Origin of the sequence: Streptomyces sp. NPDC001851 (assembly GCF_040297165.1) — a bacterium.
GTDB lineage: Bacteria > Actinomycetota > Actinomycetes > Streptomycetales > Streptomycetaceae > Streptomyces.
The window spans coordinates 16,987-29,187 of the sequence record NZ_JBEOYR010000051.1 but is presented as its reverse complement, the minus strand read 5'-3'; the positions used below and the strand labels follow the sequence as shown (position 1 = coordinate 29,187).

Genomic DNA, 12,201 nt, shown 5'->3' with positions numbered 1-12,201 from the left:
CTGCAGACCGAGCATCTGGTGTCAATTCAACAAGTCAGGGGCCTTGCCGAGTTCAGGCGCCATCACGGTTCAGACCGCCCGAGCAGGCCGGTGCCGTTCACCCAGCACGTCACCCGCGGGAAAGGCGAACCACCATGACGACCAGACAGCGCAGCACCTCCTCCACCACCACGGATCCTCCTGGTCTGGGCGAGGTCGTCCTGGGCGTGGACACGCACGGCGAAGTTCATGTCGCCTCTGTGGTCTCCCCGCTGGGGAAGGTCCTGGGCGCCGAGTCCTTTCCGGCCACGGCGGCCGGCTACCGTCGGCTACTCAACTGGGCCCGCAAGCTGGGGAAAGTGCGCCGGGCCGGCGTGGAGGGCACCGGCACCTTCGGCGCGGGCCTGTCCCGGTACCTGCTGGCGCAGCGCGTCGAGGTGTACGAGGTGAACCGGCCCGACCGCTCGGCCCGCCGTCTGTCGGGGAAGTCGGACCCGCTCGATGCGCAGGCTGCCGCGCGGGCCGTGCTCAGCGGTCGCGCCCGGGCGCGGGCAAAATCCGGCGACGGTCCGGTGCAGTGCGCCCGGATATTGAAGCTCGCAAAGGACTCTGCGGTCAAGGCTCGCACCCAGGCGATCAACCAGCTCAAGGCCGTTCTGGTCATCGCCGACCCCGCCCTGCGGGAGCGGCTGTCGAGCCTGGGCAACCGCGAGCTGTTCCGCAGCTGCGCGAGCCTTGGCCTCCACGACGGCGGGGGCGACGAAGACGCGGTGGCCCAAACCACCCATATGACCCTGCGCATGCTCGCCGAGCGCATAGAGCAGCTCACCGGGCAGATAGATGAGCTGAACCGACGCCTGACCCGGCTCGTCGAACACCACGCCCCGCAGCTGCTCACGCCGGTGGGTATCGGCCCGGACAGCGCCGTGACTCTCCTGATCACCATGGGGGACAACCCCGAGCGGCTGGCCACCGAGGCGTCCTTCGCTGCTTTGTGCGGCGTCAGTCCCATCGAGTACTCCTCCGGCCGCCGGAGCTCGCGCCGGCTCAACCATGGCGGCGACCGCCAAGCTAACGCCGCCCTGCACCGCATCGTGTTCACCCGCCTGCGCCACGATCCGCGCACCCAGGCGTACTACGAACGCCGCACCCAGGAGGGCAAGACCCGACGCGAGATCATCCGATGCCTCAAGCGATATGCCGCCCGAGAGGTCTTCAAGCTGGTCAGGACGGTATCCAGCGTCCCCCTGTTATAGGGGCGTCAGTGATACGGCGGGGCCCCGCCTGGGGGCTTGCGCGGAGCCGTGGGACGACGAGGCCGCACCGGAGAGCTCCGGCGCGGCTTCGTCATGAGATCGGCTGCGCTGTCGGACACGATGCGGTCGGCGCCTCATGCGGCCCGTGTCCCTGTAACGTTTTCGAGGTGCGCCTACTTTGCGATTGCACTCGCACTTTCCGTCAGAGAGTGCAGCACCTCCTGGAGCACGGATCTGACCAATCGGGGTGAGGTCGACCTGGGCGTGACCACGCACGGCGAGGTTCACGTCGCCGCCCCGGCCCCCCGGCTGGGGAAGCTCATGGGCACCGAATCCTCTCCGGCGACGGCCGCCGGCTGCTGACGTCTGCGCCCGCCAAACTGGATACGGTTGCGCCGTGCCGGGGTGGAAGGCACCGGCACCTTCGGAGCGAGCCTGTCCCACTACCTCCTCGCCCAGTACGTTCAGGTGCATGAGGTGAACCGGCCCGATCGACACCGAACTGGGTTCATTCCGCCGAGCGCGTTCACGCACAGGCAATCCCGTTCCTCGATGGTGGGCAGCGCGGCCACCGCGTCGAACAGCACGCCCCGCAACCGGTCCACATTCGCCGCGAAGACCTTCAGCACCTCGTCGTGCGAGACGCCCTCCCCGGTCTCCGCCCCCGCGTCGAGGTCCGTGACCATGGTCAACGACGTGTAGCACAACTCCAGTTCACGGGCGAGCGCAGCTTCGGGATGACCGGTCATGCCCACCACGGACCAGCCCTGCGCCCGGTGCCACAACGATTCTGCGCGGGTGGAGAACCGTGGCCCTTCGACGACGACCAGGGCGCCGCCGTCCACCGGCATCCAGTCCCGTCCGCACGCGGCCTTGAGCGCGACCGCCCGTCCGGCGGGGCAGTACGGGTCGGCCAGGGACACGTGCACCACGTTCGGCACGGTGCCGTCCGGGAGCGGCAGCCCGTCGAAGTACGTCTGCACCCGGGTCTTCGTGCGGTCCACCAGCTGGTCGGGGATCAGCAGTGTGCCCGGCCCGTACTCCGGGCGCAGTCCGCCCACCGCGCACGGGCCGAGAACCTGACGTACGCCGACGGAGCGCAGCGCCCACAGGTTGGCACGGTAGTTGATGCGGTGCGGGGGCAGATGGTGGCCGCGTCCGTGGCGGGGGAGGAAGGCGACCTGTCGGCCGGCGATCACGCCGAGGAAGAGGGAGTCGCTGGGTGCTCCGTACGGGGTGTCGACCTGGACCTCGGTCACCTCGTCGAGGAAGGAGTAGAAGCCGGACCCGCCGATGACACCGATCTCCGCGTTCGTCATGCCCAGCACGCTAGCCGCGCCGGCACAGTTCGAGATCACGGCATCGGGAAACGTCATGCTCTCGAAAGGAATTCGGCCGCCCAGCGCAGGTGCCCGTCGTTGGAGTCGACAGTTCGGCGAGTTGGGTACGCACTGACCTGTTCCGGGCTGTCAGGACCGCTGCGGGAGGGACGGCCGTTGGGGCGGAGGCCACGGCGGCCCGGCGGTTCCTGGAGGGCACGCTCCCTCGGTCGAAAGCTGCGGGTGAGGAGTCGGAGGTCAACTTCGCGGCCACGTGGTCGGCGTTGGCCGGGCAGCGACGCGTGTGCGTCCTCACGCTGTGGCTGTCCTGCTCAGGCAAGGCTGTGCACCGGCCCGACCGCCTCGCAGGAGGTGTTCCTGGAAGGCCCGTGTGGAGGCTTCGAGGTGCTGGACGGCGTGTCGGCTGTATTGCGAAGCGCGGACGCCGGACAGGTTCCCAACTTCCGCCACCTGCCTGTCACACGGGTGGTCAGGACGGCGCCGGGCGGAGTGTCGCGGATGTTGGGCGTGCCCTGTGGCCGGGAGACGTCCCAGTTCCGTAAGGCGGTCGGACGTTCCATGGCGGCCTTCCTCCCGGTGGGATGGAAGGCATGAGATCGCGCTTCTTTCCGCCCGTGTTCAAGGGCCGACTGCACGATGCCCGCACGGCGACCTCGATCGGGCGGTGGCTCGGCCTGGCGTTCGCGGTGTGCTTCTGCACCGGTTTGATCAGTCACTTCATGCAGCACCCGCCGGGATGGCTCGCGGGCGAGCTGCCCAGCCGTCCGGTGTGGGGCTACCGGTTCACGCAGGGGCTCCACGTCGCGTCCGGTATCGCGGCGATTCCCTTGCTGCTCGCCAAGTTGTGGACGGTGTATCCCCGCCTGTTCGAGTGGCCCCCGGTGCGCTCGGTGCGGCACGCCTTGGAACGGGTGTCGGTGGCCTTCCTGGTCGCAGCCGCCCTCTTCGAGCTGGCGACCGGCCTGCTGAACACCGCCCAGTGGTACCCGTGGCCCTTCTCCTTCGTGGAGGTGCACTACGCCGTGGCCTGGCTGCTGATAGGAGCGCTGGTGCTGCACATCGCGGTCAAGGCACCTGAGATCGCGGCACACTGGAGCCGTCGCTCGGCGGGCACGCTGTCCCTGCCCGCCGAGGACGCCCCGGATCGGCGCTCCCTGCTCGCCGCGGTGGCAGCGGCGGTCGGCGCCGTCACTGTGACCACGGTGGGGCAGTCCTTCACCCCGCTGAAGGGCCTGACCCTCCTCGCACCCCGCCACCCTGACCATGGTTCCGAGGGCCTCCCGGTCAACCGGACTGCTGCCGCGGCTGGGGTCGGCCTGATCCATGCCGAGCGCTACCGCCTGACCATCGCCGGACCGCGGCCCTGCACGCTGACGTTGGACGAGCTGCGCGCACTGCCCCAGCACGAGGTCGAGCTGCCGATCGCCTGCGTGGAGGGCTGGAGCAAGTCGGCGCACTGGACAGGCGTGCGCGTCGTGGACCTGCTGGAGCGGGTGGGAGCCCCGGTCCACGCGCGGGTACGGGTGGTGTCGTTGCAGACCCGGGGCGGTTACCGGGTCTCCGAGATGGGTCACGAGCACGCCCGGGACCCGCTGACCCTGCTCGCACTGCGGCTGAACGGTGAGGAACTGTCGCCCGACCACGGTTACCCGGTGCGCCTGATCGCTCCGAACCGTCCGGGCGTACTGCAGACCAAGTGGGTCGGCCGACTGGAGGTGTTGTCATGAGGGTCAAAGTGCTGCGACTGCTGGCCGGTGCCGCCGGGCTGGCGCTGATGGGTGTCGGCGCGTCCTTGCTGTTGGACAGGCAGCAGGACCTGATGGGTGTGCTGGAGTGGCTCGGCGGGGCGGTGGTGTTGCACGACGCGCTGGTCGCGCCGCTGGTGCTGCTCGTCGGGCTGGTGCTGGTCCCTGGCGGGGTGCGGGGGCCCATCCGCGGGGCGCTGCTCGTAGGGGGTGCCCTTACCGCGGTGGCGTTGCCGGTGCTGCTGCGACCGGGGCCCCGGGCCAACTCGACGGTGCTGCCGCTCGACTATCCGCGCAACTGGCTGCTGATCCTGGTGGCCGTGGCCACGTTCACGGCTCTGCTGGTGGTGGCGAAGGAGGTCCGACGCAGCCGACGGCGTCCACCTTCGTGACGGCGGCGTCTTACGGGTGTCTTACGCATCGCCGGCACGGGCCCCGCCTGGCGTAGGTCATTCCTACGGTGGCGCCATGCGCACTCTTCGTACGGTGGTCCTCGTAACGGCTCCGCCCCTGTTTCTGGCTGTGGCGGGCCTGGTCCACCCGCGGCATCTCACCGCGTCGACGGCCGCTCACTGGGCGGGGCTGCATGTCGCCCTGCTGCCCGCCTTTCCGCTGCTGGCGCTCGGCCTGCTGGTGCCGCTGTGGGGCAGACCGGGGCGTGACGTCGACGGCGCACTCACCTTGGTGGCCTGGGCCGGGTGTCTTGGTTACGCGGCGTACTACTCGGGGCTGGACGCGGTGGCCGGTATCTCTGCCGGGACGGTGGCGGTACATGGGGTGCATGGGGCGGTGGGGTGGCTGTTCTCGACCGGTGACGAGTTGGGACGGGCAGGGGTGTACGGGCTGACGGTCGCCGCGCTCGCCGCCGGCGCGGTACTGCTGCGGCGCCACGGCGTCCGGGTGCTGCCCGGGGCCGTGGTGGTGCTGGGGGCGTGCTGGTCGTTTCTCGACAGTCACATCTTCTGGCCCCGCGGCGTGTTCACCATGCTCGCTTTCGCCGCGGGCTTCGGTCTGCTGAGTGTGGCGGCGTCCGGCCGGTCCGGAAGGCTTACGAACCCCTGACGGATCCCCGTTCCGGCATCCGCAGACGCGCGGTCAGGCTTAGCGTCGGAGCATGTTGATCCTGGTCACCGGAGGTGCGGGCTTCATCGGTTCGCACATCGTCAGCGCTTTCACCAGTGCCGGGCACGAGGTACGTGTGCTCGACGCGCTCCTGCCCGCCGCCCACCGTACGCCGCCGCCCGTCCCCGATGGTGTCGACTGGCGCCACGCGGATGTTCGCGACAGGGGGGCGGTGGTGGACGCTCTGCGGGGCGTGGACGCAGTCTGCCATCAGGCGGCGATGGTCGGGCTCGGCAAGGACTTCGCGGACGCGCCCGACTACGTCGGCTGCAACGACCTCGGCACGGCCGTACTGCTGGCAGGCATGGCTGCGGCCGGGGTGCGCCGACTCGTGCTGGCGAGTTCCATGGTGGTGTACGGCGAGGGCCGCTACGAGTGTGCCCAGCACGGCGTCGTACGGCCGGGGCCGCGACGGATCGCCGAGCTGGACGCGGGCCGTTTCGAACCACCGTGCCCACACTGTGATGAGCCCTTGTCCGCCGGGCTGGTGGGGGAGGAGGCGCCGACCGATCCGCGCAACGTCTACGCGGCCACCAAGCTCGCGCAGGAGCACCTGGCCGCGTCGTGGGCGCGGGCCACCGGTGGACGGGTGGCGGCGCTCCGGTACCACAACGTGTACGGGCCGGGTATGCCGCGGGACACCCCGTACGCGGGAGTCGCCTCTTTGTTCCGGTCCGCGCTCGCGCGCGGTGAGGCGCCACGTGTGTTCGAGGACGGCGGTCAGCGGCGGGACTTCGTGCACGTGCGGGACGTCGCGGGGGCCAACCTCACGGCCATGGACGGGCTGCCCGCTCTGCCGGAGGGCGGCTTGCGGGCGTACAACGTCGGCAGCGGCGAGCCGCACACGGTGGGGGAGATGGCCGCCGCGCTGGCCGCGGCACACGGCGGCGACGCACCCGTCGTCAACGGGGAGTACCGGCTCGGCGACGTCCGTCACATCACCGCTTCCTCGCGCAGGCTCTGCGACGAGCTGGGCTGGAAACCGGTGGTGGACTTCGCCGAGGGAATGGCGGAGTTCGCGAAGGCTGCGCTGCGGTCAGGCTGAGCCTTCCCCGGTGACAACTCGGGGGGGCGTCCCTGTACTCCACAGGGACGGCCCTTCTCCGGACCGGGAAATGCACTCAGGCGGCTGTCGGCAGGCGGACCTCGAAGCGGCAGCCGCCGGGCACGTTGTGGACGGCGGCCCGGCCGCTGTGGGCCTCGACGATGCCCCGCACGATGGCCAGTCCCAGGCCCGCACCGGCGGGCGGGGTGCGGGCGTCGGTGCCGCGCCAGCCGGTGTCGAAGACGCGGGGCAGGTCCTCGGACGGGATGCCGCCGCAGCCGTCGGTCACCGAGACGACGACGCTGCCGCCCTCCTCCCGGGCGGAGACGGCGACCGTTCCGTCGGTGGGCGTGCGGTCGATGGCGTTGACGAGGAGGTTGGCCAGGACGCGGGACATCTCGCGGCCGTCGACCTCGATCGGCACCGGTTCGACTCCGTCGCCGATGATCCGCACGCCGTGTTCCCTGGCGAGGGCGTCGGCGCCCGCGATCGCGTCGCCGACGAGGTCGTAGACCGACATGCGGGCCGTGTTCAGGGCGAGCACGCCGGCCTGGATGCGGGAGAGTTCGAACAGGTCGCCGACCATCTCGCTGAGCCGCTCGACCTCCGTGCGGATCCGGGCGTGGTAGACGCTGGGATCGGCGACCATGCCGTCCTCAAGCGCCTCGGTCATCGCCTGCAGCCCGGCGAGCGGGGTGCGCAGGTCGTGGGAGATCCAGGCGACAAGCTCCCGCCGGGACTCCTCCAGGGCCCGCTCGCGCTCCCTCGAGGCGGCCAGCTTCGCACTGGTCGCGTCCAACTGCCGGACCAGTTGGGCCAGTTCAGCCGTGGGAGCGATGCTTGGCGGGGTGAAGCGGCCCTCGTCACCCAGGACGCGGGTGGCCTCGGTGAGGGCCTGGCTGCCCTTGACGACGCTGTGGCCGAGGACGAGCGCCACCGCGAGGGAGACGATCGCCGCTATGGAGCACACCATGGTGACGACCCACAGGTCGTGATCCGACAGCAGCATCGCCCACGACACGAGCATTGTCCCGGCGAGCATCGCCGCCACGGCGACGGCGGTGACCACGGCCAGCGACAGCGCGACCGAGCGGTTGCGCAGCAGCCTCAGGGCGGCCACACCGAGCAGTCCGGCGGCGCCCGCGCCGATCGCCGCGTACAGGGCGATCAGGAAGGTGTCACGCAGCATCGTCCGCCCCGTTCGCCTCAGGTACATCGAAGCGGTAGCCGACGCCCCACACGGTGTTGATCAGCCGCGGGCGGGCCGGGTCGTCCTCGATCTTCTCGCGCAGCCGCCGTACATGGACGGTGACGGTGGACAGGTCACCGAACTCCCAGCCCCACATGCGACGCATCAGTTCCTCCCGGCTGGTGGCCCGCCCGGGATTGCGCAGGAAGAACTCCAGCAGATCGAACTCCCTGATGGTCAGAGCAAGTTCCCGACCACTGCGGGTGGCTCGGCGAGCCGTGGCGTCCAGAGCGAGCGGTCCGGCCCGTAGTCCGGTCAGGCGCGGTACGGACGGTGCGCTCCGCACCGCCGCCAGCGCTCCCGCACGGCGCAGCACCGACTGCACCCGCAGGACCAGCTCCCTCGGGCTGAAAGGCTTGGTGACATAGTCGTCGGCCCCGACCTCCAGGCCGAGGATGCGGTCCTCCTCGTCACCCCGCGCCGTCAGCATGATCACGGGCAGCGGGCCGGTCTCGCGGATTCGGCGGCAGACCTCCAGCCCGTCCATGCCGGGCAGCATCAGGTCCAGCACCACCAGTTCCGGCGGCTGCGCGGTGGCCCTGGCCACGGCGGAGGGACCGTCGGCGGCCACATCGACGTCGAAGCCCGCCCGGGTCAGGTATCCGGCGACGACCTCGGAGACGGTCGGGTCGTCGTCCACGACGAGTACGCGTTTCACGGTATCGAGTCTCACACCGCCCCGCGGCTGTCAGGGGGAGTGGTGGCGGACGTCAGAGATCCGTAAGGACTGCCGCCGACGTCAGAGATCCGTAAGGACGCCAAGTCCCTTACGTCCCTTTTGCGTTCGTAGGGTGAGTGGGGTGATCTCGACTTCCCCCTCTTCTCCCGCCCGGGTCGATGTGGTGCTGCCCTGTCTGGACGAGGCCCAGGCCCTGCCGTGGGTGCTCGACCGGATCCCGCCCGGATGGCGCGCCATCGTGGTCGACAACGGCTCCACCGACGGCTCGGCGGACATCGCCCGCGCATTCGGCGCCCACGTGGTGACCGAGCCGGTACGCGGATTCGGCGCCGCCTGCCACGCCGGCCTGATGGCCGCCACCGCCGACGTCGTCTGCTTCTGCGACTGCGACGCCTCCCTCGACCCCGCCCTACTGCCGGACATCGCCGCACCCGTGCTGGGCGGCACCGCCGATCTGGTGCTGGGCCGGCGGCGCCCCACGTCCCCCAAGGCGTGGCCCGTGCACGCGCGCCTGGCCAACCTGGAGCTGGCCCGGCTCATCCGCAGGCGCACCGGGGTGCGCCTGCACGACCTCGGCCCGATGCGCGCCGTCCGCCGCGAAGCCCTGCTGGCCCTCGACCTGACCGATCGGCGCTCCGGCTACCCGCTGCAGATGGTGGTGCGCGGCGCCGACGCCGGCTGGCGGGTGCGCGAGACGGAGGTGCCCTACCACCCGCGCACCGGCCGCTCCAAGGTCACCGGCACCTGGCGAGGCACCTGGCAGGCGGTACACGACATGCGCGCCGTGCTCGCCGAGACACCCGCCACCACGACCGCCGTCACCGGCGTGCGGGGAGTCGGACGATGAACGCCCTGCCCCCGGTGACCCTGCTGGTGATCGCCAAGGAACCCGTGCCCGGCCGCGTCAAGACCCGGCTCACCCCGCCGTACACACCTCAGGAAGCAGCCATCCTGGCCGAGGCCGCCCTCACCGACACGCTCCACACCCTGCTGCAGGCCCCCGCACGCCGTCGCGTGCTCGCTCTCGACGGCACCCCTGGTCCCTGGCTGCCGCCCGGCTACGACGTCGTACCCCAGAGCCCCGGCGGCCTGGACCAGCGGATCGTCGCTGCTTTCGCCCACTGTGACGGCCCGACGCTGCTGGTCGGCATGGACACCCCACAACTGACCGCCGACATGATCGCCGACGTCGGCCACGACGGCCACGACGCCTGGTTCGGTCCGGCCGCGGACGGCGGGTTCTGGGCGCTCGGCCTCGCCGATCCTGCCCGGGCCGGTGCCCTGGTCTGTGGGGTGCCCATGTCCACGGACTGTACGGGCGCGATCCAGCGCATCCGCCTGGCCGAGGCAGGACTGGCCGTGAACGACCTGCCGGTACTGCGTGACGTGGACACCGCAGCCGACGCTGCCGCGGTTGCCGCCTTCTGTGCACGCGGCTCCCGCTTCGCCGCCGTCCTCAACTCAATGGCAGAGGTGGTCCGATGAGCGGGACGGCGGTCGGCATCGACTCCGCCGTGGCCGAGCGGCCGGAACCGGCCGTGGCGGAGCCCCGGGCGGAGAACCCGACGGTGGTCAGGGCCAGGAAGCGCATGCCGACGCTCCCCGTCCGCCCCGCCGTGCCCGTGGAACCGGGCACCCCGTGGATCGACGATCCCTATGCCCACGCCCTGCGCACCGGACGCGGCCCGCTGTTCCTGCGCCGTCTGTCACACCCTGATCACCCCGACGGTTTCGGCGAGGAGCACGTGCTGCCGCTGGACGTGGAGCGCTGGTGTGCACCTCCCGACGCGGCGGACACGAGCGTGCTGCGCCGATGTACGGGCTCCGTCCTGGACGTGGGATGCGGGCCGGGACGCATGGTGGCCGCACTGGCCGCCCGCGGCGTACCGGCGCTGGGCGTGGACCTCAGCCGGGACGCCGTGAAGCGCACCCGGCGCAGTGGTGGCGCCGCCATCCAGCGCTCGGCCTTCGACCGCCTCCCGGGCGAAGGTCGCTGGGGCACCGCGCTGCTGATGGACGGCAACATCGGCATCGGCGGCGATCCCGTCGCCCTGCTCCGCCGCATGCGCGAACTCATCGCCCCCGGCGGGCTCCTGCTGGCCGAAGCCGCCCCGCAGGACGTGGACCAGCGCCTCACCGTGCGCGTCGAGGACGCCCACGGTCACCACGGCAGGGCCTTCCCCTGGGCCAGGCTCGGCACCACCGCGCTCCTGAACGCCGCAGACTCCGCCGGCTGGATCCTGACCGGTAGGTGGACGGCCGTGGGACGCCCGTTCGTGGAACTACGCCGCCGACGCGCGAGTCACCCCGACACGCAGCCCTCGATGACCGAAAGGCCCCACCACTCATGACAGGCAGCGCCCCCACGCGTCGGTCGGTGCCCCGGCCCGCCGAGCCGTTGCCCGACCACCCCACAGAGCCGGTGATCCGCCACGCCGGTCGTACGCGTACCACCCTGGTCGTGGCGGTGCTCGTCGCACTCAGCGCAGTTGTCATCGGCACCCTCCACGCCGGCGACAACCAGAGCGACCCGGGCCGCCTGCTCGTGGGATACGCCATCGCCTGGGCACTGTTCGCCGCCGGCGTCTGGACCGTGCGTAAACTCCCCGCTCGCGCCGCGACCTTCCTGGTGCTCGCGGGCTCCGCCGCCGTCGCACTGTCCGGCCTGGCGGCACCGCCCCGCACCAGCGACGACATGTACCGCTACGCCTGGGACGGCCGCGTGCAGGCGGCCGGTATCTCCCCCTACGCCCACCCGCCGGCCGCCCCCCAACTCGCTCGTCTGCGGGACGAGTGGCTCTTTCCCACCAGCGGAGCCTGCGACGGCTGGGGACTGAGGCGCACCGACAGCGGCGCGTGCGTCCGCATCAACCGGCCCACCGTGCCGACGATCTACCCGCCCGTTGCGGAGGGCTGGTTCCTCGCCGTTCACGCCCTTTCGCCACCGGGTACTCGTCACAAACCGCTCCAAGTGGGCGGAGCAGTACTGGCATTCGGCACCACCGTCACCCTGCTCGCCGTCCTGCGGCGACGCGGCGACCCGCAACGGGCCCCTGCCCGCGCCGCACTGTGGGGTTGGTGCCCAGCCGTCCCCTTCGAAGCCGTCAACAACGCCCACGTCGACACCCTCGGCGTCCTGCTCACCGTGCTGGCACTCGGCACCGCCACCGCCGGGGCGCGTCGCGGCGCCCTGCTCGGCGCGGCCATCGCGGTCAAACTGCTGCCCGTACTGGCGCTGCCCGGCGCCCTGTCCGGACAGCGCAGCGCACGACGCATCGGGAGCGTGACGGCGGGTGCCGTCGGCGCGGTCGCGATCGCCTACCTGCCCTACGTCCTGGCCTCCGGCACCAGCGTCCTCGGCTATCTCCCCGGCTACCTGAACGAAGAGGGCTACGAACGCGGCGACGTACGCCGCTTCGCCTTGCTACGGCTGATCCTTCCGGACTCGGCCGCCGGAATCGCCGCTGTTGTCCTGCTCGCCCTGACGGCCCTGTTCGTATGGTGGCGCGGCGACCCGACACGCCCCTGGAGCGGTGCCCTACTGCTGACCGGCACGGCCCTGCTGCTGTTCTCGCCCAACTACCCCTGGTACTCCATGCTCGTCATCGCCCTCGCAGCTCTGGACGGCCGCTGGGAGTGGCTCGCCGTCACCGTGGCCGGCACAGTCCTCTACCTCGCAGGGCGACTGTGGCCCGGCTTCCCCCTGCAGGCATGGGCCTATGGCGCTGCCGCTCTCACTGTCGCACTGGGTGCCTGCCTGAGAGGCATGAAGCCGACGCAGCCCCC

Annotated in this window: 11 protein-coding genes and 1 pseudogene; 9 read left to right on the top strand and 3 right to left on the bottom strand. The window is 71.2% G+C overall.

Translation table 11 applies throughout. The features are described 5' to 3' along the window. The first annotated feature begins 134 nt into the window (after positions 1-134). Positions 135-1,235: an IS110 family RNA-guided transposase gene (locus ABT171_RS40765; RefSeq protein WP_351251890.1), complete on the top strand. Its 1,101-nt coding sequence runs from the start codon at positions 135-137 to the stop codon at positions 1,233-1,235. A gap of 464 nt (positions 1,236-1,699) precedes the next feature. Here ABT171_RS40765 and ABT171_RS40760 read toward each other — a convergent pair whose 3' ends face one another. After that, complete coding sequence (locus ABT171_RS40760) at positions 1,700-2,554, bottom strand: S-methyl-5'-thioadenosine phosphorylase (protein WP_351251888.1); 855 nt, start codon at positions 2,552-2,554, stop codon at positions 1,700-1,702. 611 nt (positions 2,555-3,165) lie between these two features. On the opposite strand from ABT171_RS40760, the gene ABT171_RS40755 reads away from it, so the two are divergent. From ABT171_RS40755 to ABT171_RS40740, 4 genes are all read left to right on the top strand, one after another. Further along, on the top strand, positions 3,166-4,302 hold the full coding sequence (locus ABT171_RS40755) for a molybdopterin-dependent oxidoreductase (RefSeq protein ID WP_503078899.1): 1,137 nt from the start codon (positions 3,166-3,168) through the stop codon (positions 4,300-4,302). Further along, on the top strand, positions 4,299-4,712 hold the full coding sequence (locus tag ABT171_RS40750; RefSeq protein WP_055706177.1) for a hypothetical protein: 414 nt from the start codon (positions 4,299-4,301) through the stop codon (positions 4,710-4,712). Before ABT171_RS40755 ends, ABT171_RS40750 begins: the two co-directional genes overlap by 4 nt. A 76-nt stretch (positions 4,713-4,788) precedes the next feature. Then, the gene (locus tag ABT171_RS40745; RefSeq protein WP_055706176.1) at positions 4,789-5,382 is read left to right on the top strand and encodes a hypothetical protein; all 594 of its coding nucleotides are present in this window, start codon (positions 4,789-4,791) and stop codon (positions 5,380-5,382) included. A 52-nt stretch (positions 5,383-5,434) separates the two neighbouring features. After that, positions 5,435-6,487, top strand: coding sequence for an NAD-dependent epimerase/dehydratase family protein (locus ABT171_RS40740; protein WP_351251883.1), 1,053 nt, complete (start codon positions 5,435-5,437; stop codon positions 6,485-6,487). A gap of 76 nt (positions 6,488-6,563) precedes the next feature. On the opposite strand, the gene ABT171_RS40735 is transcribed toward ABT171_RS40740, so the two are convergent. Both ABT171_RS40735 and ABT171_RS40730 read right to left on the bottom strand, forming a co-directional pair. Further along, a complete protein-coding gene (locus ABT171_RS40735) occupies positions 6,564-7,676 on the bottom strand; it encodes a sensor histidine kinase (protein ID WP_351251881.1) in 1,113 nt (370 codons plus the stop codon). Beyond that, the gene (locus tag ABT171_RS40730; RefSeq protein ID WP_351251879.1) at positions 7,666-8,394 is read right to left on the bottom strand and encodes a response regulator transcription factor; all 729 of its coding nucleotides are present in this window, start codon (positions 8,392-8,394) and stop codon (positions 7,666-7,668) included. Before ABT171_RS40730 ends, ABT171_RS40735 begins: the two co-directional genes overlap by 11 nt. Before the next feature lie 142 nt (positions 8,395-8,536). On the opposite strand from ABT171_RS40730, the gene ABT171_RS40725 reads away from it, so the two are divergent. The 4 genes and pseudogenes from ABT171_RS40725 to ABT171_RS40710 all read left to right on the top strand — a co-directional run. Beyond that, positions 8,537-9,262 (top strand): glycosyltransferase family 2 protein, encoded by a 726-nt coding sequence (locus ABT171_RS40725; protein ID WP_055706173.1) that lies wholly within the window; start codon positions 8,537-8,539, stop codon positions 9,260-9,262. Then, complete coding sequence (locus tag ABT171_RS40720; RefSeq protein WP_351251877.1) at positions 9,259-9,900, top strand: TIGR04282 family arsenosugar biosynthesis glycosyltransferase; 642 nt, start codon at positions 9,259-9,261, stop codon at positions 9,898-9,900. Before ABT171_RS40725 ends, ABT171_RS40720 begins: the two co-directional genes overlap by 4 nt. After that, a complete protein-coding gene (locus tag ABT171_RS40715) occupies positions 9,897-10,766 on the top strand; it encodes a methyltransferase domain-containing protein (protein ID WP_503078887.1) in 870 nt (289 codons plus the stop codon). Before ABT171_RS40720 ends, ABT171_RS40715 begins: the two co-directional genes overlap by 4 nt. Continuing rightward, positions 10,763-12,190 (top strand): annotated as a pseudogene (locus tag ABT171_RS40710) (glycosyltransferase 87 family protein); the annotation flags it as partial. The gene ABT171_RS40715 and the pseudogene ABT171_RS40710, both read left to right, overlap by 4 nt. Between the last annotated feature and the right edge of the window lie 11 nt (positions 12,191-12,201).